Annotated in this window: 18 protein-coding genes, 1 tRNA gene and 1 riboswitch; of the genes, 1 reads left to right on the top strand and 18 read right to left on the bottom strand. The window is 60.8% G+C overall.

Annotation, left to right across the window (positions count from 1 at the left end):
- Positions 1 to 22: 22 nt before the first annotated feature.
- From ispE to asnB, 9 genes are all read right to left on the bottom strand, one after another.
- Complete coding sequence (gene ispE / locus I2D41_RS07435; protein WP_271741678.1) at positions 23 to 937, bottom strand: 4-(cytidine 5'-diphospho)-2-C-methyl-D-erythritol kinase; 915 nt, start codon at positions 935 to 937, stop codon at positions 23 to 25.
- Positions 938 to 939: 2 nt separating this feature from the next.
- Entirely contained in the window at positions 940 to 1236 is a 297-nt protein-coding gene (locus tag I2D41_RS07430) for a Veg family protein (protein WP_006234957.1), read from the bottom strand.
- Positions 1237 to 1515: 279 nt separating this feature from the next.
- Positions 1516 to 1962: a D-aminoacyl-tRNA deacylase gene (dtd, locus tag I2D41_RS07425; RefSeq protein ID WP_138339581.1), complete on the bottom strand. Its 447-nt coding sequence runs from the start codon at positions 1960 to 1962 to the stop codon at positions 1516 to 1518.
- 3 nt (positions 1963 to 1965) lie between these two features.
- Complete coding sequence (gene rdgB, locus I2D41_RS07420) at positions 1966 to 2607, bottom strand: RdgB/HAM1 family non-canonical purine NTP pyrophosphatase (RefSeq protein WP_138339580.1); 642 nt, start codon at positions 2605 to 2607, stop codon at positions 1966 to 1968.
- A 145-nt stretch (positions 2608 to 2752) separates the two neighbouring features.
- Positions 2753 to 3478: a ribonuclease PH gene (rph, locus tag I2D41_RS07415; RefSeq protein ID WP_195364091.1), complete on the bottom strand. Its 726-nt coding sequence runs from the start codon at positions 3476 to 3478 to the stop codon at positions 2753 to 2755.
- A gap of 54 nt (positions 3479 to 3532) precedes the next feature.
- On the bottom strand, positions 3533 to 4417 hold the full coding sequence (gene murI, locus I2D41_RS07410) for a glutamate racemase (RefSeq protein WP_195364090.1): 885 nt from the start codon (positions 4415 to 4417) through the stop codon (positions 3533 to 3535).
- Between the two features lie 51 nt (positions 4418 to 4468).
- Positions 4469 to 5380: an HAD family hydrolase gene (locus I2D41_RS07405; protein ID WP_195364089.1), complete on the bottom strand. Its 912-nt coding sequence runs from the start codon at positions 5378 to 5380 to the stop codon at positions 4469 to 4471.
- A 107-nt stretch (positions 5381 to 5487) separates the two neighbouring features.
- Positions 5488 to 7050, bottom strand: a complete 1563-nt coding sequence (locus I2D41_RS07400) for a Mur ligase family protein (RefSeq protein ID WP_195364088.1) — start codon at positions 7048 to 7050, stop codon at positions 5488 to 5490.
- Positions 7051 to 7161: 111 nt separating this feature from the next.
- A complete protein-coding gene (gene asnB / locus I2D41_RS07395; RefSeq protein ID WP_195364087.1) occupies positions 7162 to 9042 on the bottom strand; it encodes an asparagine synthase (glutamine-hydrolyzing) in 1881 nt (626 codons plus the stop codon).
- A gap of 187 nt (positions 9043 to 9229) precedes the next feature.
- Between asnB and I2D41_RS07390 the strand changes: the two genes are divergently transcribed.
- Positions 9230 to 9305: transfer RNA gene (locus I2D41_RS07390), tRNA-Val, on the top strand.
- A 610-nt stretch (positions 9306 to 9915) separates the two neighbouring features.
- Here I2D41_RS07390 and I2D41_RS07385 read toward each other — a convergent pair.
- The 9 genes from I2D41_RS07385 to I2D41_RS07345 form a co-directional block, all read right to left on the bottom strand.
- A complete protein-coding gene (locus I2D41_RS07385) occupies positions 9916 to 11199 on the bottom strand; it encodes an aminotransferase class III-fold pyridoxal phosphate-dependent enzyme (protein ID WP_195364086.1) in 1284 nt (427 codons plus the stop codon).
- Between the two features lie 69 nt (positions 11200 to 11268).
- Positions 11269 to 12249: an acetylglutamate kinase gene (gene argB, locus I2D41_RS07380; RefSeq protein ID WP_117734280.1), complete on the bottom strand. Its 981-nt coding sequence runs from the start codon at positions 12247 to 12249 to the stop codon at positions 11269 to 11271.
- 81 nt (positions 12250 to 12330) lie between these two features.
- Positions 12331 to 13596 (bottom strand): bifunctional glutamate N-acetyltransferase/amino-acid acetyltransferase ArgJ, encoded by a 1266-nt coding sequence (gene argJ / locus I2D41_RS07375; RefSeq protein ID WP_195364085.1) that lies wholly within the window; start codon positions 13594 to 13596, stop codon positions 12331 to 12333.
- Positions 13597 to 13730: 134 nt separating this feature from the next.
- Positions 13731 to 14801 carry an N-acetyl-gamma-glutamyl-phosphate reductase gene (gene argC / locus I2D41_RS07370; RefSeq protein ID WP_195364084.1) on the bottom strand — a complete coding sequence of 357 codons (1071 nt, stop codon included), beginning with the start codon at positions 14799 to 14801 and terminating at the stop codon, positions 13731 to 13733.
- Positions 14802 to 15066: 265 nt separating this feature from the next.
- The gene (locus I2D41_RS07365; RefSeq protein ID WP_195364083.1) at positions 15067 to 15477 is read right to left on the bottom strand and encodes a pyridoxamine 5'-phosphate oxidase family protein; all 411 of its coding nucleotides are present in this window, start codon (positions 15475 to 15477) and stop codon (positions 15067 to 15069) included.
- A 182-nt stretch (positions 15478 to 15659) separates the two neighbouring features.
- Positions 15660 to 16106: a pyridoxamine 5'-phosphate oxidase family protein gene (locus tag I2D41_RS07360; protein ID WP_195364082.1), complete on the bottom strand. Its 447-nt coding sequence runs from the start codon at positions 16104 to 16106 to the stop codon at positions 15660 to 15662.
- 30 nt (positions 16107 to 16136) lie between these two features.
- Positions 16137 to 16937, bottom strand: coding sequence for an energy-coupling factor transporter transmembrane component T family protein (locus I2D41_RS07355; protein ID WP_195364081.1), 801 nt, complete (start codon positions 16935 to 16937; stop codon positions 16137 to 16139).
- On the bottom strand, positions 16937 to 18841 hold the full coding sequence (locus I2D41_RS07350; protein ID WP_195364080.1) for an energy-coupling factor transporter ATPase: 1905 nt from the start codon (positions 18839 to 18841) through the stop codon (positions 16937 to 16939). The genes I2D41_RS07355 and I2D41_RS07350 overlap by 1 nt, the downstream gene beginning before the upstream one ends.
- Positions 18838 to 19428, bottom strand: a complete 591-nt coding sequence (locus I2D41_RS07345) for an ECF transporter S component (protein WP_229042255.1) — start codon at positions 19426 to 19428, stop codon at positions 18838 to 18840. The genes I2D41_RS07350 and I2D41_RS07345 overlap by 4 nt, the downstream gene beginning before the upstream one ends.
- Before the next feature lie 5 nt (positions 19429 to 19433).
- Positions 19434 to 19626: riboswitch (FMN riboswitch) on the bottom strand.
- Between the last annotated feature and the right edge of the window lie 212 nt (positions 19627 to 19838).

Below are 19838 nucleotides of genomic sequence, written 5' to 3'. Positions count from 1 at the left end.
GCTGCGGGAACGGCCTGTCCGCCTAATGTGTTCGGCTGAGATCGGAAATCAACCCTTCGACGCGAACCGTGTTGGGAATGAGCTCCGTCGCGCAGGACCACCAGCCGTTTTGCTGGGCAGCGTCGGCAAGCCTTTCGGCCATGTCGGCGGTGTCGCAAATGGCAAACGAGCAGGCACCCGATCCGCACACATCTACAGCAACGGTGCCGTCCTGTTTACGCAGCCAATCGAGAACCGTTTGAATCTGCGGCTCCATCTGTGCGGAAATGACACCCAAGTTGTTATGGATGAGCGCATATGCCGTCTCTGCATCACCAGCACGCAAGGCAGAAGCCATCGCGCCGGGCTTGTCCGCAGGCACCGAGGCCTCGTCAAAACGTCGATAAGCCTCAATTGTCGAAACGCTCGCCTCGCGCGGCTTAACCAGCACGACGGGCGTCGCGGGCAGCGCTGGGTACTCAGTTGCCAGCACGTCTCCCCCACCTACGTAGAACGCAGGGCTCGCGTGCAAAAAGAACGGGACGTCAGCACCAATGCCGCGCGCGATGTCGTCGAGTGCTGGGTCGGTGCGATCAATGCCCCAGAGCTCCGCCAAGGCGACAATGACCGCGGCCGCATCCGTCGAGGGGCCGCCCAAGCCGGCGCACAATGGAATACGCTTCTCAATCGTCACGCAGATGTTTGCCTCGCGACCATAATGCTCGGCCATAGCAACCGCAGCCCGATACGCCGTATTCTTTTGCATGGGAAAATCTGATGCCGGAACCGTCTGAACGGCCAGCGCCTGCGCCGGCGTGACCGTCACGGTATCGGAAAGACCGACGGCTGCCATCAGGGAATCGACCCTGTGGTAGCCGCGGTCATCGCGCTCGGTATGAACCCCCAGGTAGAGGTTAATCTTTGCCGGCGCGGAAAGAGTCAGGGACCGATCGGTCACCGTTAATGCTCCTCGAGCTGATTGCCGAGCGGGGTAAAGATGTGCTCGCCGCTCTCGGGGTCGAACAGCTCGACCTGACCGGTGAGGACATCGATATACTGGTAGGACTGACGCGACTTACGGCCACGGCGCTCGTCGACCTCGACAATGAAGACGGCGGGGTGGACGCTCTTGATGGTGCCCATGCGCTCGACAACGCGGGTGCGGCCCATGTTGGCCTTAACCTTGACGCGATCGCCCACCATATCGGTCAGCTTCTCGTGGATGTCGTCGACGTGATTGACTTCCATCTCTTCCATGAACAGGGCCTCCAGAAGGTGCAATTCAAAAAGGGGATAATACCCCTAAGATAGACAAAACTCTAATACTATAGCACCCTGTTGCAGCTCTATACAAGACGTTTCTAAAATTATTTGCATAACTAGTTCACGCCAGCGAACGGCCACCATTCGAGCCAAGGTGTCGCGAAAGAGGAGCGATGCGTACTTTGGTACGCGAGCGACGGTTTGAGCGACAGATTGGCCGAATGGTGGCCGTGCAGCGTCGAGCAGTTACGCGGTTTGGTAAAACCGCGTAACCTAAAGGTTGTCGGTGTCCAAGACGATGGTGAATGGGCCGTCGTTGACCAGGTCGACCTTCATGTCGGCGCCAAAGATGCCGTGCGCCACGTGCTCAACGTCCTCGCGCACAAGCGTCAAGAAGTACTCGTAGAGCTCGTTGGCGACATCGGGGGCGCCGGCATCCGTAAACGATGGGCGGCGGCCGTGGCGGCAGTCGGCAAATAGCGTGAACTGCGACACCACGAGTACCTCGCCGTCGACATCGGCCAGTGCCAAGTTGGTCTTGCCGTTCTCGTCCTCGTTGATGCGCAAGCCCCGGAGCTTGCCCCACAGCTTATCAGCCTCGGCGCGCGTGTCGCCGTGGCCCACGCCCAGCAGCACTAGATAGCCGCGCCCAATTTTGCCCACGCACTCGCCGTCGACCGTCACGCCGGCGTTGAGTACGCGCTGCACCACCGCGCGCACGGCCTACTCCTCGCCCGTCAGTTTGGCGGACAGATGCTCGAGCGCGTGGAAACGATGGCTGATGGCGTTCTTCTCGTCCGCCGTCAGCTCGGCCATGGTCTTGCCCGGCGTGTCGACCGGCAGGAACAGCGGGTCGTAGCCAAAGCCGTGATCGCCGCGGCCCTCGTGTGCGATAGCGCCCTCGCAGGCGCCCTCACCATAGGTGACCAAACCGTCCGTGTCGATGAGCGCAACGACGCTTATAAAACGCGCGGTGCGATCCTCGTCTGCCACGCCTTCCAGGTTAACGAGCAGCTTGGCGTTGTTGGCGGCATCGTCGCCATGCACGCCCGCATAGCGCGCGCTATACACGCCCGGCTCGCCGTCCAGGGCATCAACGACCAAGCCCGAATCGTCGGCAATGGCCATGAGCCCCGTCTCTTCGACGGCAGCCTGCGCCTTGATGATGGCGTTCTCCAAAAACGTTGTGCCGTTTTCCTCGGGGTCCTCAAAATCGCCCAGCTGACCGAGCGCCACAAAGCGTACCTCGGGCATGACCTTGCCCAAAATGGCCTCAATCTCGGTGAGCTTATGGGCGTTGCCGGTTGCCACGACGATGGTCGCCGCCGGGTCGAGGGTGTCGATGTCAATCTTCTCAAGTGCCATAGCTGGCCTCCTTGTCTCTATAGCAATGCCGTGTTGAGGACGACGAGGACCTCGGCCTCTCTCCCCTCTCAATCAACGGCAGTCTTATACTTCGACGTTTTCCCAGATAAAACCTACCAAAATAAACCTGTCCCTTTTTGGTAGGTTAGGCGAGGGCTTGGCGCTGGAGCTCGATGAGCTCGGCGATACCCTTGTCGCCCAAGTCGAGCAGGGCGTTGAGGCGTTTGCGGTCGAAGGGCGCCTGCTCGCCAGTGCCCTGGAGCTCGATCATCTCACCAGTGTCGGTGGCGACGAGGTTCATGTCGACCTCGGCATGGCTGTCCTCGGAATAATCGAGGTCAAGCAGCGTATTGCCGTCGACAACGCCCATGGAGATGGCAGCCACCTGGCCGGTAAGCGGGATGTGATCGATCTTTCCCGCCTCGACCCACATGGCGAGGGCGTCGTGCAGCGCCACCCAGGCGCCGGTGATGCTCGCTGTACGCGTGCCGCCATCGGCCTGAATCACATCGCAGTCGACGGTGACGGTGTACTCGCCGAGCGCCTTCATGTTGACGACGGTACGCAGGCTGCGGCCAATGAGGCGCTCGATCTCCATGGAGCGGCCCTTGCGGTTGGCGTGCTCGCGCTTGCAGCGCTTGCCGGTCGACGCCGGCAGCATGGCGTATTCCGCGGTCACCCAGCCGGCCTTAGCTCCCTTTCGCCAGCCCGGCACGCCCTCCTCGATAGTGGCGGCGCACAGCACGCGCGTGTCGCCGAACTCGGCCAAACACGAGCCGTGGGCGTGCTTCATGACGCCACGGGTGAGCTTAACGGGGCGCAACTCGTTGGCGGCGCGACCGTTGGCGCGGTTGACCTGCATGTACTCCATAGAAATTTCCTTTCGGCAAAAGATGTGGCGAAGGCTTTGGCGGCTGCCTTACATCTATTTCAGCTCATCGATATCGATATGTTCGATGCTCTTGAGCGGCTGACCAAAGATAAAGCTGCCCGCCACCGCAAACTCGGCAATGTTATCGGCCGTCGTGGCAAAACGATGCTGCGGCTCGGCGGCGTCGCCCGCCAGCTGCTCGCGGCGCGTGAGGATATCGGTCAGCTCGCGCGTGGTCTCCTCGGCGGAACTCACGACGCGCACCCCAGGCCCCAGCGCATGCCGGATAGGTCCCACCAACAGCGGAAAATGCGTACAGCCGAGCACCACGGTATCGATACCGTGGTCGCGTAGCGGCTCAACCGTGGCACCCACCAGCGCACGCACGGCAGGCGTATCGAAGATGTCCTCGTTCTCAAGCCACTGTTCCTGCAGATGTGCACCCGAGGCAAGCTCGTGTTCGACAACCTCGACGAAGCTCGGGGCAGGACAGCCGTATACATCGACGCCGGCATCCAGGTCCTGAATGGCGCGCGTGTAGGCGCCCGAGCGAATGGTGAGGTTGGTGGCGAGCACGCCCACGCGACGCGAGCGGGTGCTGTTGATTGCCGCACGGGCACCCGGCGCGATCACACCGATCACGGGAACGTCGAGCACCTGCTGGGCCAGACGCAGGGCCGCAGCGGTCGCCGTGTTGCAGGCGATGACCATAATCTTGACGTCGTGCTTCGAAAGCCAACGACCCGCCTGCAACGCAAACGAGCGCACCTCATCCTCGGTGCGGGTGCCGTAGGGGCAGCGCTTGGTGTCGCCAAAGTAGTAGACGGACTCGTGCGGCAGCGCCGTCGCAATCGCGCGCGCAACCGTCAGACCGCCCAAACCAGAATCGAACACGCCAATCGGGCGCGTGTCGCCTGCCGGATTCTCGATATCGGACATTACCTCACCAGTCTCTCTCGAAAAGACATGTCCAAGTGCAGCGACGCCGCGCTACGAACGCGCCGCGACCAGCAGCTCTGCCGTCGCCGCCCAACCGTCGACAATTTTGCCGCGCGTAACGAAAGCGTTCTCGCAAGCAGCCAGGAACTCGGGCGCGCCGGCGCTCGTCAGGCCATTCTCGACCAAGCAGAACGTGCCCACGTGATCGGCCATGTAGAAGTCGGACTCGGAGTCGCCGAGCGCCAACGTCTCCTCGCGCTCGATCCCCAGGTGCTCGCAGAAGTGCGCAATGGCGACGCCCTTGTTGAGGCCCGCGGGGTTGATGTTGAATGCGCGACCGTCCTCGACGCGATCGAGCTCGAGCGTCGTCGGCTTGGACAGGTGAGTCAGATGGCCGTTGCAAGCCCAGATCAGACCGCAGCCGGCCTCGTCCAGGATGGCCTGAACCTCATCGTCGGGCACATCGCCGCGCATGCCGACGGTGACCTCACGGTATTTGTAGCCGGTCGACATGTCGTTGTGATACTCGATCTTGTGCGGCCAGCGGGCGAGGATCTTCTCGCACACGCCGGTCTGCTCGATCACCTGGTGCGGCGTGAGGCCGCAAGAGGAGTCGTAGGGCATGTCGCCGGTCAGATACTCCCAATCGTTGGCTTTGAGGTCGTACATGACCAGGCCGCCCATCTCGCCGATGTAGGAGTTGAGACCGAGCACGCGCGCGTCCTCGTGGATCATGGTACGGTTGCGGCCCGAGGTGGGAACCACCTGAATACCAGCGCGAGCGAGCGCCACGACGGCCTCGACGAGTTTGGTCGAGGGGTTGCCGTCGTTGTCGCGTAGCACGCACGAGCCGGGTGCGAGCATCGTGGCATCCAGGTCGGTAAAGACGTACTTGACCTTGGCCAAGCGCTCGCGCATCTCGCCCGAAAGCTCGGCAACGGTCGGCAGGGTGTTGTGGGACATGGTTACTCCGTTTACGTAGAAGGGTTTGGACTTGGACGGCATGTTTTGATTGAGGGAACACGCTTATGGCGACAGCGCACTCAGGGCGCCGCCGCCATCATGGTTCATTAGTCAAACTGGGTAACATCGATCAGGCGATTGGCCAACGAAAGGTCGCTCTCGATGGGCACGAACTCGTCGCCCACGTGCATGAGCTCTTCGTCACCCTTTGCCAGCAGCAAGACAATGGTGGGAGCATCGGGGTTGACGTACTCCTCGCGCGCCGCCTTGAACGCCGCATGCACAGCGGCTTCGCGGTCGAGGATGATCTTGTTCGGCGTATCGTCGGGAACATGCTCGGCAAGCTCGCGACAGACCTTCATCGGGTCCTCGTGAGCTGGATCCTCGTTGGCAAAGATCATCAGGTCGGAATACGGTGCGGCCTCGCGCGGAAGCTGCTCGCGGCGCTCCTGCGCCTTGCCGCCGGCAGCGCCAAACAGCGCAATGACGGGGCTAGCGGGAAACGCGCGCTTCACCGACGAGAAAAGCGAACGGAACGAAAGCTGGTTGTGCGCATAGTCAACGACGCAGATCACGCGGCCGTCCTTCGACTCCACGACCTCCATACGGCCCGGCACACGCAGTTTGGAGAGGCCCTTCTTGATAGCCTCGATACCGATGCCGATCTCGCGCGCAGCGGCGATAGCGACCAGCGCGTTTTCCACGTTAAAGTCGCCCGCGATGCCCAGCAGGACCTTCTCCCCCGTCTCGGACTCGTCGGCACACAGGCCATGCAAGTTGAACTCGATGCTAAAGCCGACCATGCGTACGTCGCTTGCCCACAGGCTCGCCTCGGGATGCTCGACCCCAACGGTCACCAAGCGATCGGCCGTCGACGCTGCCTCTAGCACACGGTCAACCTCTTCGGTGCCTAGATTCACCACGGCGGTCTTTGCCTGGTCAAAGATCCTGAGTTTGCTCTCAAAATAATCCTCAAACGTGGGGTGTTCGATCGGCGAGATGTGGTCGCGGCCGATGTTGAGGAAGCACGCCACGTCAAACGGCAGATTCTCGACGCGTTGGTACTTGAGCGCCTGGCTCGAAACCTCCATGACCATGGACTGGCGACCGGACGTGCGGCAGTTGGCGATATGGCGCCAGACCTCGGGGGCCTCGGGCGTAGTATTGGTGCTCTCGTAGCACTCGATGCCATCGTCGGTACTCACCGAGCCGATCATGCCGCAGGACTCGCCCGCCGCTTTGATAATCGACTGGAGCATAAAAGCGGCCGTGGTCTTTCCCTTGGTACCGGTGATACCCACGATCTTGACGTCGTGGTCGGGACGGTCGTAGACCTCCGGCGGCAACAGGGCCATGGCCGTGCGAACACTATCAACAACCAGCATCGCAGCACCGCTCTCCTGCGCCAGCGGCTCCAGAGACTCGACCAGCGACTCCTCGCACACAAATGCGACGGCGCCCGCATCGAGCGCCATGCTCAAAAACGCGGGCTTAAAGGCAGCACCTTTGCAAAAGAATACGTCACCTGCCGAGACCGCGCGCGAATCAAACGAGCAGCCGGTCACGGCACGCTCGTCAACCTGCTCTGATGAGCGCAGCTCGCCGCACACATCGAGAAGCTTGGCAAGCGTATCGACCGTGGTCACGGTCGCGGAATCCGAATGGTGCATCTTTCACCTTTCTCAGCCATTTGGCAGGGACGGTTTTATAGTAACTGAAACGCACCCACGCAAAAACGGCTCCCGGAGGAGCCGTTACGCGCAGGCGTTCGTAAGCCGAGGCTAGGCAGCCTGAACAGCGGGCTGGTCCTCGTCGATAAAGAAGCGCTTGTACCACACCAAGAACACGAGCGGCGTATAGATCTTGCGCTGGAAATCGCCCTTGCCCGCAAAGTGCAGATCGAGCAGGTGCATGAGCTCGTCGGTATCGAAGAACTCGCTTGCCCACGGCGCGGTGAAGTACTCCTTGACATAGTCGTACCACTTTTGCTCGCGCAGCCAGTAGACAATCGGCACCGGGAAGCCCACCTTGGGACGGGTGGCCCACTCATCGGGCAGCGACTTGTTGGCAGCGTGGCGGAGTACCTGTTTGTTGCCGTTCTCGTTGATGCGGTAGCGGTCGGGAATGTGCTCGGCGAACTCCATGACTTTGCGGTCCAGGAAGGGCACGCGCAGCTCCAGCGAGTGCGCCATGCACATCTTGTCGGCCTTGAGCAGAATGTCGCCCGGGAGCCACATGTTCATGTCCAGGTACTGCTTCTTGACCAGCTCGGGCTGACCCTTCACGCGCGCATAGATGGGAGCGGCAAGCTCGAAGGCGCCATCGCCGGTGTTGTACTCGGGCTTGAGCACGCCGTCGACCTCGCGCTCCGGCCATACCAGAGCCTGTCCCAGGAACGACTTCTCGGGGATCTCGGCACCCTTGACCAGGAAGTTATGTCCCTTGAAGTACGGCATATGCAGCGCCAGGTTACCAAGCGCGCGGCGGATGGGCAGCGGCACCATCCTTTTGTACTTGCGCACCGGGACCGTATCCTCGTAGTAGGCGTAGCCGCCAAAGAGCTCGTCGGCGCCTTCGCCCGAAAGCACGACGGTAACGTCCTTGCGGGCCATCTCGGCCAAGAACCACAGCGGCACGGAAGACAGGTTGGACTGCGGCTCGTCCATGTGATACTGGATGTCCTCGAGCGCACCGAAGAACTCGTCGGCGGTAATCATCTTGCGAACGTTCTCGACGCCGAGCTTATCGGAAAGCTCCTTGGCGTAGTTGGTCTCGTTGAAGTTCTTGTAGTCAAAGCCCACCGAGAAGGTCTTGTCGGGCATGAGGCAAGCGGCGATGTAGCTGGAGTCGACGCCACCGGAGAGGAACGACGCGACCTTGACGTCGGCGATGCGATGGGCCTCGACGCTCTCGTGCACGACCTCGTCCAGCTCGTCGACGTACTCCTCGAACGGCTTCTCGACGGCAGAGTAATCGCAATCCCAGTAGCGCTCGATGTTCATCTTGCCGGTCGGGATATCGACGGTAAAGTAGTGCGCCGGCGGCAGCTTGTAGACACCCTCGAAGAAGGTCTCCTCGGTTGCCGAATACTGCAGCGTCATGTACGGACGCAGGGCCTTTTTGTTGACCGCCTTGTGGAAGTGCGGGTAGTCCAGGAAGCTCTTGATCTCAGAACCAAAGAGCACGCCCGGAGCGCCGTCGCCCGCATCGGCCATGGGATAGTAGTAAAGCGGCTTGATGCCAAAGATGTCGCGGGCGCCAAAAAGCTTGTTCTTCTTTTTGTCCCAGATGACGAAGGCGTACATACCGCGCAAGCGATCGAGTACGGCCTCGCCCCACTCCTCGTAGCCGTGCAGGAGGCTCTCGGTGTCGGCGCCGCAGTGGAACTTGTAGCCCTTGGCCTCGAGCTCGGAACGGAGTTCTTGGAAGTTGTAGATCTCGCCGTTAAAGACGATAACGACGCTACCGTCCTCGTTAGCCATGGGTTGGGCGCCAGCCTCGGTCAGGTCGAGGATCGACAGGCGGCGGAAGCCGAGGGCAACGCGGCCGTCGATAAACTGACCGCCCATGTCGGGACCGCGATGGACGATGCGGTCCATCATCTTGGTGAGCACCTCGGATTGGTTATCCGTCCCACCGACAAAACCGACAAAACCGCACATATGCTATCCCCTCTGCTGTTGCTGGGCATCAAATCGAATCAGTAGCTTTTGAGTATACCCGAGGGCGTAAAGAGGGGCGGAATGTTCAGGCAATCTCAACTGAATCAGCTCCGCTGCGACACGTGCCAGTTACCTTTAATGGATATGAGGTGAATGAGGCGATTGTTTTGCTATACTCTCTCCGCACGGGCGATTGGCGCAACGGTTAGCGCAGGTGCTTTACACGCACAAGGCTGGGGGTTCGAATCCCTCATCGCCCACCACTGATTTGATAGGCTCCCAGCAATGGAAGCCTTTCTTTTTTGGGCCCAGCGCATGGGATTCGAACCCGACAGGGTGCGGAGCTGAGGAAACGCGCAAGCGTTTTCCAGCGCAGCACGCGAGGGCCGTAGGCCCGAAGCGAAAGCGGGCGGCGTCAGCCGCACGCGACATCCCTCATCGCCCACCACCGAATTGGAAACGGTCCTCGCAAGGGGACCGTTTTTGTTTGGGCCCAGCGCATGGGATTCGAACCCGCCAGCACGTCTGTCACAAAGGCCGTGGCCAAAAAATGGCAAAAATGAGTACTGCTACTTTGTTTGCAACATATAAAAAGATAGTATTTGCTTAAGTTACGCAACATATGTCCATTATAAGGACTAACAGTTGGATCAAAATCGTGCATTCATCGCCATTTCGACTTGCCATCTGGCCTTATTAGTCCAAAATTGCTGCTACCAAATCGGTAGCAGTACTCATATTTAATGTTTTTTGACCAGCGGGTCTCCCTGCCTTAGCAAATCTAAGGCAAAACGGGCTCCAGACCGCTGAATCATGCCACATAGGGCACGCCCGCAGTCCGGAACCCGGTCCAAATTGAGTTATTGCGCTGCGTTAGACCAAGACACCCGACAGGATCTCGATCAGACTGTCCACGTCGGCTTCCTCGCAGACGAGCGGCGGCAAGAAACGCAGCGTATGAGCACCCGTAGCGTTAATCACGGCACCGGCGGCCAGCGCGCGGGCAACAATATCATGTGCGTCGCCCGCGGCATCATCCAAATCACAGCCGAGCATCAAGCCGCGGCCACGCACCTCGGTCACGTGCGGCAGCTTGGCGAGCTTTGCCTCCATATAGGCGCCTACCTTGGCAGCATGGTCGGCATAATCGCCGCGCACGAGCGCGGAGAGCGTCGCGGCGCACGCCGCGACGGCCAAGCAGCTACCGCCAAAGGTCGAGCCGTGGTCCCCCGGCTTAAACACGTCGGCAATCTCCTTCTTTGCCACTACGGCACCCATGGGCACGCCATCGGCAATGCCCTTGGCAAGGCTCATAATGTCGGGCTCCACGCCATAGGTTTGGAATGCAAATGGCTTGCCGGAGCGGAAGATACCGCACTGGACCTCGTCGGCGATAAGCACGGCGCCCACTTCGTGTGCCAGGTCGCGCGCTGCCGCCATAAACTCCTCGGTCATAGGGTGCACGCCACTCTCACCTTGGATCGGCTCGAGCATCACGGCGCAAATTTCACTGCCCAGCTGCTTAAAGATCGCACGCAGCTCGTCCATATCGTTGGGCGTGCAGGCCACAAAGCCACCCGGCAGTGGGCGGAAGCTGTCCTGCAGCCAATCCTGCATGGTGGCGGCAATGGTCTCGAGCGTACGGCCGTGGAACCCGCCGCGCATGCACACGATGGTGTTGCCGCCATTACCGGCACGCTTGGCGTACAGGCGCGCGAGCTTCATCGAGCCCTCGTTGGCCTCGGCGCCAGAGTTGGCAAAGAAGGTCTCCCAAACCTGCTCATCCGCAGCCGGGGCACCAAGAGCAGCTGCCGTGGTCTCATCGCCGGCGACAACGGCATCGGCAAGCACGCGCGCACCATCTACGTCGTCGTTAGCAAGCTTGGACAGCAGCGCCGCGACCTGTCCGCGCTGCTCAATGTAGAAGTAATTGGAGACATGCATGAGCTTTTTGGTCTGTGCCTCGAGCGCCGAGAGCACAGCCGGGTCGCCATGACCTAGGCTGCACACGCCGATGCCGGCAAGAAAGTCGAGGTACTCACGGCCATCGTCGCCGGTGAGCTTCATGCCGTGACCCTCGACAAACTCGACCGGAGAGCGGCCAAAGGTATGCATAACGTAATGGGATTCAAGCGATTGCTGAGCTGCAAGTGACATGAGATGCCTTTCGTTGGGCGCCAGACGGCGCGGGGCTATGGGTGCAGGAATGGGGCGGCTGAGGGTCAGCTAGACCGTCTGAAGCTTCTCGACCTCGTCAAGGTTCTCGGTCAGACGCGCAGCAAACGTCGAAAGCGGATGCGGATGCGTATCGAACTCGTAAGCCGTCTCGGTGGAATGGATCACGGTGCCGACGCCGGCATCGGTCAGCAGCTCCAGGAGCAGCGAATGCGGCGTAGTACCGTTAATGATGTGGGCACGAAATACGCCGCCGGTAAGCGCATCGACGGCCGCACGCAGCTTGGGAATCATGCCCTTATCGACCTCGCCGCCGTAGAGCATTTCGTTAACCTCGTCGAGCGTTAGGTTGGAGATAAGCGAGTCCTTGTCGCTAAAGTCCTTGTACAGGCCATCGACATCGGTCAAAAAGATCGCCTTATGCGCGTGGAGCGCCGCGGCAACGGCACCGGCGGCGGTGTCGGCGTTGATGTTGAAGAAACCGCCGTCCTCCCCCGCCGCGACGGTAGCGATGACGGGGATGTACTCGCTATCGAGCAGGCGCTCGATATAGTCGGTGTTGACGTGCGTGACCTTGCCCACGCGGCCGAGCTCTGGGTCGAGCGGCTCGGCGATAAGGGTGCCGGCGTCGCTGCCGGACACGCCCACGGCCAGGTTGCCGTGGTGGTTGAGCGCCGCGACCAGCTCCTGATTGACCTTGCCGCCCAGTACCTCACGCACGATGTCCATGGTGGCAGGCGTAGTCACGCGCTGGCCGTTCTTAAACTCGACGGGGATGTCGTAGTGGCTGAGCGCCTCGTTGATAGCCTTGCCACCGCCATGCACGATGACGGGGCGCATACCGATGATCTTGAGCAAAACGATGTCGCTCATCACGTCGCGGCGCAGCTGCTCATCAACCATGGCGGCTCCGCCATATTTGATAACAACCGTCTTGCCGGTCAGGTTCTTAATCCACGGCAGCGCTTCGAACAGCAGCTGCGCGGTTGCTTCGTTGGATTCGCTCGAACGACAATCGCGTGCGAATTTCATAATCTGCCTCGTCTTTCGTATCGTTATCGCGCCGTGCTCCGCTGTCCGCAATCGCGGCAAGATGCGCAGCGTGCCTGGAATCTAGGAACGGTAGTCGCCGTTAATGGAGATGTACTCGTGCGTGAGGTCGCAGGTCCACACGGTCGTTGCCGCGTTCCCTGCGCCCAGGTCTGCCGAGATCACAATCTCGGGCGCCTCGAAGCGACGCAGGGCCTCGTCCTCATCAAAGGGAACGGTCAGGCCATCACGGCAGACGGGCATACCCATCATGTCGATGGAAACATCTTCTTGGTTAAACTGCACGCCGCACTTGCCGAGCGCCATGGCAACGCGGCCCCAGTTGCAGTCGTGGCCGGCGATGCAGGTCTTGACGAGCGGCGAGTTGGCGACAGCACGAGCGGCGATATCGGCCTCCTCGTCGTTCGCGGCACCGATGACGTTAACCGTCACGAGCTTGGATGCGCCCTCGCCATCTGCGGCGATATTGCGCGCCAGGCTCTCACACACCTCATGCACGGCAAAGGCCAGCTCGTCGAAGGCGTCAGAGCCCTCGACAATAGGCTCGGCATTTGCGGCAGCGCCGGAGGCAAGCATGATGCAGGTGTCGTTAGTCGAGGTGTCGGAGTCGACCGTTACCTTGTTGAAGGTCTGCTTGACGGTGGAGAGTAACAGGGCGTGGAGCGCCGCCGGCTCGGCGGGGGCATCGGTAGTGATGACCGCGATCATGGTTGCCATGTTGGGCATGATCATGCCCGAGCCCTTGCACATACCGCCCACCGTATAGGCATTGCCTGCGTGCCCCGCGGCCTCGCTGCGGTAACACACGGCATACTCCTTGGAGTGCGTGTCGGTCGTCATGATAGCGCGGGCGGCATCGGCGCCACCATGGGCGGAGAGTGCCTCGTAGGCGGCAGGAACGGCGGTCTCAAACGTGTCGATCGGCAGAATCTGACCAATTACGCCCGTGGAGGCGACCAGAATCTGCTGGGGCTCGCAGCCGATGACCTGCGAGGCGATGTTGCAGGTCTCGCGCGCGCAGGCAAGACCGGTCTCACCCGTGGCGGCGTTGGCGTTGCCAGAGTTGATAGAAACACCGGCGATGATGCCATAGCCCTTGTCGGCGCCACCCAGGTTGGCACGGCTCACCTGCACGGGCGCCGCACAAAAGCGGTTAGTCGTAAACACGCCGGCCCCGGGACAGGGTTTATCGGGCACGACGAGCGCGTAATCCAGGCGCTCGGGATTCTTGCGGAATCCGGCATGGATGCCCGCCGCCTTAAAGCCGGCTGCCGCCGTTACGCCGCCCTCTACGGCACGAATCTTGATATCGAACTGCTCTGTATTCATCGTCTTTATGACTCCTTATGTCAAACAAAAAGTGGGCATCGGTCGGAGCGCCATACCAGTCACAATCACGAGACCAGCTTAAAAGTGGCGCCCAACTCGATACCCGACTACCAAATCGTTAACAATAGAATGTGCTACACCGGGCACGCCACTGTGGGCAAGCCTCGTCGCTCGTCAAAACCAAAGACGATGTTGGCGCACTGGACCGCCTGGCCCGCTGCACCCTTGCACAGATTGTCGATGGCGCCCGTAGCCACCAGAACGCCCGCGCGCTTGTTGAGCGCGAGGCCGATCTGGGCGGCGTTGGTGCCGACGACCGAAGCCGTCTTGGGCTGCTGGCCGGCATCGAGTACGCGCACGAAGGTGCGACCGGCGTAGAACTGCTTGTAATGGTCGACAACGTCCTCAAGGGTCAAGGTATCGATAGCCTGCGGCGTAAGCGGCATCGTCACCGTAGAGAGCAAACCGCGCTTGAGCGGTGCCAGGTGCGGGGTAAAGACGACGCGATCGGTTAGGCCCAAGATCTGCTCGATTTCGGGCGTGTGACGATGCTTGCCCACGCCATAGGCCTCCAGGTTTTCGTCCGCGCTGCAAAAATGCGTACGGGCGTTGCAGGACTTACCGGCACCCGTTACACCGCTGATAGCGTCAACGATCACGGGGCCGCTCTGGGCAACCCAGCCGGCGCGCACGGCAGGCGCGGCGGCAAGGCTCGTCGCGGTGGGATAGCAACCGGCGCAGGCGACCAGCACGGGCTTGCCGTCGGCGTGGTCGGATGCAGCGGTCTCCAAATCCTGGCAGAACAGCTCGGGCAGACCAAAGGCGCGGCTCTTGAGTAGCTCGGGGCTCGTGTGCTCGGCGGCATACCAGGCCTCAAAGGTGGCCGGATCGCTCAGGCGATAGTCGGCCGAGAGGTCAATGCAGGAGACTCCCGCGGCAAGCAGGGCGGGCACCTGTGCCATGGCAGCCGTGTGCGGCACGGCCAAAAAGACCGCATCGCAGTTCTTGAGCTCGGGGGCATCGTGCGTCGTGAAGACAAGATCGCTCACGCCGGTGAAGCTCGGGTACACCGCAGACAACGGCTGGCCGGCATCGGCGTTGGACGTAATGGCAGTAAGTTCAAACTCGGGATGATCGAGGACGAGGCGAATGAGCTCGGCGCCAGCATATCCAGCCGCACCGACGATTCCAACCTTTAAAGACATATCGGACTCCTTGTCTGCAGTTATGCACCAATGCGTATGCCGCAGCCGTCGTTATGAAGTGGGTTGAAACTTTAGCACCAAAAGATGCATATATACGCAAATCTTTTACATATTCATGCATTGAAACAATCCCGACACATTCACTCGAAGGAATTGACAAATGAATACGGGCCCCACATCGCCCGGTGCACCTTGCGGTGCCGTTGCGATGTGGGGCCCGATATAGACGGTTATTTAAATTGTTGGAGCCGTCGGGAGAACTCTTTTAGAGCTCGACAGGTACCCATTCGTCGTGGTTGCAGATGAAAGCCTCCGGCTCCTCCACGCTAAAGAAGACGAGCGTGGGATCGCCTGTGCCCTCGTAGTGCTCGCCTAGGCGCTCCAGGTGCTTCCAGCCTGCCTCGCGCATATCGGGAGCGGCCTGGTCATCCAGGCCCGCATGCCCGCGCAAGATGAGCCAGCCATGGCCCGGCCACCAACTCGTGGCCTCAAAGCGTTGATTTTGCAGCAGCTCTTGCCACACGTCTTTGGTGCGCGCCGTTACAAACCACAGCTTGCCGTCCTGAATCTGCGCAAACGAAAACGGACGCACATGCGGCTGTCCGTCAACGCTCGTCGCCAAATACCATGCCGGCACCGACGTCAGATACTCCAAAACCGTATTCAATCCGTCCATGTGTCCTCCTGTCGACTGACCAGTCTATTTGGAATGGGTAGTCAATTTGGGACGGGGCTATTTTAGCTACCCTTTAACTGTCAATAAATTATTTGGAGCAGGATAATTGTCAGCCGGCATATGGGGGTAGCTAAAATAGCCCCGTCCCAAATTGACTACCCCGGAATACTGGCTGGTGAGCGCTAGAGCTCCAGGCGCTCCTCGCTGTCGTCGATATCGCAGAAGCGGGCGACGATGTTGCGAACCGAGAAAAACGCAAGGCGACCGTCGTTGGCGCCCTCGTGGTCTTCGCCGATGCCCACCATGTGCTTAAAGCCGGCTTGGCGCACCCGGTCGCTCACGACCGCGTCGTCCTCGAGCGCGGCCTCGCCGGTCAGCACAATCCAACACTCCCCCGGTTTCCAGCCCGAAACCTCAAACTTGGGGTTCGCGCTGAGCTCGGCCCACACGTCCTTACCGCGCGAGGTGCAAAACCACAGCTTGCCATCATCGACCATGGCAAACGAGAACGGCCTCACGCGCGGCTGATGTCCGTCCGTCACGTCGATCGTGGCAAGATACCACGCCGGAATACGCCTAAGATACGAACAGGCGCGCTCGAGCTGCGCCGTGCGATCGTTGTCGGTCATAGGGACCCCTTTTCTGCGCTCGAATCGCGCCTAAACAAGTTGAAGATTGATGACGATGACGCAGATGAGCAGCAACGCCGTCACCACCGCCGCCAACGCATCGCCGCGGCCAAATGCAAGCGCATGCAGACGTGTGCGGCCCTGCTCGCCATGATAGCAACGGGCATCCATGGCGGCAGACAGCGTTTCGGCATGACGGAACACGCCCGTGAACAGCGGAATCGCCACACTGTCGAGCATACGCACGCCGCCGAGCGGGCCTCCCGTCACGCGCGCACCGCGGCTCGCCTGCGCATCGGCCGTCTGCTTCATCTCGGTGGCAAACTGCGGCATAAAGCGCAGCGCGATACCCATGATCATGCCGAGCTCGTGCGCAGGAAGTCCCACACACGCAAACGGCGCGAGCAGGCGCTCAAAACCCGCGGTGAGGTCGAGCGTCGGTGTGGTGAGCGTGATAGCGCTCATACCGGCCATCATCAAGGTCAGGCGGCACGCCATAAAGGCGGCGGAATGCAGTGAGCCCTCGCTTATCTGCAAAAAGCCGAGCTGCCACAGAATGCGCCCGCTCTGGTCGGAAAACAGGTTGAGCACCGCGACCACCGCGACGATCGCCAGCAGCGGCGCCATCGATGACAGGACGCGACGAGCCGGCACCCGGGACACGGTATAGATCAGGACAACGAAGATTGCGACCGGGACCAGTCCGCGGAAGCTGCTGACCGTAAGCGTCGTGATCAGAAACACAAAACCCAAGAGCAACTTGGTCCGCGGGTCCAGGCGGTGGATTGCACTATCGCCGGGATAGTAGCTGCCAAACGAAAACGCCTCCATTAGCAGCCCTCCTCTCGCGCGACCGTCTTGGATTTGGCCTTGTCCGAGACGTTAGAAGAACCGTCTGAGCAACCGATCAGCAAATCTGCCAACTCGTCGGCCAACGACTCAACCGTATAGAGACCGTCAAAGCGCAGCGGCACGCCTGCCTTCGCAAGCGCCAGCGCCATGCGCTGGGCAGCGGGAACACCCAAGCCGATCGACTTGAGCTCATCGGCATGCGCAAAAACCTGAGCGGGTGTGCCCTCGGCAAACACCGCACCTTCGTTCATTACGACGATACGGTCGCAGCAATTGGCCAGGTCATCCATACTGTGCGAAACCATGACGACGGTCAGGCCCCCATGGTGAAGTCGATCGATGAGCTCCAGGAAATCACCGCGCGCCGCCGGATCGAGCCCCGCCATGGGCTCATCGAGTACCAGGACCTCGGGCTCCATGGCAAGCACGCCAGCAAACGCCACGCGGCGCTGCTGCCCGCCCGAGAGCTCAAAGGGACTCTTGTCGCCCACCGTAGCCAGGTCGAGGCCTACGCGCGCGAGCGATGACGCAACGCGGCGGGCAACCTCGGCCTGCGACAGGCCAAGGTTGTGCGGACCAAATGCCACGTCCTGCGCCACGGTCTCGGCAAACAGCTGACGCTCGGGATACTGAAACACCACGCCGACCTTTGCCTTAACCGCAGCGGCGTCTTTCTTGCTTGATAGGTCGAGTCCCAGCGCGTAAACGGAACCCTCCTGGGGACGAATCAGGCCGTTGAGATGCTGAACCAGCGTCGACTTACCCGAACCGGTATGGCCCGCAAGGCCGAGGAACTCGCCACGACGCACCGTTAGCGATACATTGCGCAACGCCCAGGGACTGCTAGGGTCATTGCCCCAGAGGGCCTGTTTGTTCGATGCACCCTCGGCGGCTGAGCGCTTGTGCCAACGACGACGCTCGCGGGCGCTCAGCGAATAGCTATACGAAAGGTGCGAAATCTCGATGACGGGCTGCTGCGCGTCTGCGCCATCGATTGCAGAGGAGACGTTGTCGGGAATACGAGGATCGGATGCGAAAGGCCGCCCGGCGATGCCTGTCCTACTCCGCTCGGCATAAGCCTGCGCAACCTCGGCAACCATATCCGCCTCGCGCACCTGCGCATGAACGGGCACACCCTTCTCACGAAGTGCCATGCCCAAATGGCACGACTCCGGCATATCCAAGTTGAGCTGTGCAAGTTCGTCCGCCCGCGTCAAGATCTCCTCGGGCGTACCGAGCATGGCAACGCGGCCCGCCTGGAAGACAGCAACGCGATCGGCCTCAGCGGCCTCTTCCATAAAATGCGTAATCATCACGATGGTCATGCCGCGTTCGTGCAGCGCGTGACAGGCCTTCATAAGGCCCTTGCGCCCGCGCGGATCGAGCATCGAGGACGCCTCGTCCAAAATGAGCACGCGCGGCTCCATAGCGAGCACGCCGGCAAGCGCCACGCGCTGCTTTTGTCCACCCGAGAGCGCGTGGGTCTCGTGGCGCTCAAAGCCCGCCAGGCCCACGGCTTTCAGCGCCTCGCGCACGCGCTGCGCGATCTGGGCCGATTCGACCCCTAAGTTCTCGGGGCCAAACGCAACATCGTCCTCGACAAGCGTCGCCACCAGCTGGTCATCGGGATTCTGGAACACCATGCCCGCAGTCGAGCGGATGTCGTAGACCAGCTCGGGGTCGGACGCGTCCATGCCGTTGACACACACCGTTCCCGCATCGGGCTGCAGTAGCGCGTTCAAATGCTTGGCAAACGTCGACTTGCCCGACCCATTGCCGCCGAGGATGCAGAAAAACTCGCCATCCTCGATGTTCAGATCGATGCCATCGAGCGCCGGCACGACACCGTCATAGCTAAAGGAAACGCCCCGACACTCAATCATGCGCGGCTTTTGACCTGGTCCTTCTTGGGCGTGATGAGATTAGAGACCGCCTTGTACACCACCAGCGTCAACACCGAGTTAAGCACGGTCTTGATGAGGTTAAACGGCAAGACGGCGGGAAGCATGAGCGGCAGAATCACATCGGCCGAGCCATACCAGAACCAAACGCCGATGGTCAGGTTCGCGACCATGGACAGCGCCGTAGCGGCAATGACGCCGAGCGCCAGGCCAATCACGGCACCCTTGTAGGTGTGCATCTTCTGATAAACGATAGCCGCAGGCAGAATATAGCCCATCGTGGCAACCAAGTTCATAAGCGCGCCGACCCAGTCGCCCGTGGTAAGCGCATGGATAACGATCGCCATAGCGGCAACAGCGGTACCGGCACCGGGGCCATATGCAAACCCACACACCATCGCCGGCACCAGCGACGGGTCATACGTCAAAAACGGCGCCGAGGGGAGGATGGGCAGCTGCACATACATAAACAGTGCTCCCAAGGCGCACATCAACGCCATGGTAACGAGCTGCTTGGTGCTCCACCTATTCGTGTTCTCAAAATGGATATGCTGCGACTGTTCAGACATAAGATCACCTGCCTCTTTCATCCGGACTCTAACCGTTGGTACTGGGATCTCACCAGTTCAGCCGGCATGCGAACCAACGCACACACGGGTCGCGGACTCATCGGCTCGGTCGCAGGCATCTCGCCTGCGCCACGGCGTCCCTTTGACACCGCCCGATTTACCGCCAGTGGGGAATTTCACCCCGCCCTGAAACAGCAATTGCAAGTGTAGCACGGGCAGGTTTTCGCGCAAGTATGCCAAGGGTAATTTATGGTGGGGACCAGTTGCCGCAACAACCACATTCCCCACCCATCCCAAAGTAGCGCGCCTTTCGCGCGAAGCGCGAAACAGCGAAGGGGACACGTACTCTCATCAACCACGTCCTTCTCCGCGAGCCGACCTCAAGGCCGTAAACGCAGGGGATCCGGGGG

Source organism: Collinsella aerofaciens, assembly GCF_015552075.1.
Lineage (GTDB): Bacteria > Actinomycetota > Coriobacteriia > Coriobacteriales > Coriobacteriaceae > Collinsella > Collinsella aerofaciens_Y.
Note: the sequence above shows the minus strand (reverse complement) of the source record. Positions and strands in the feature narration are given on the sequence as shown.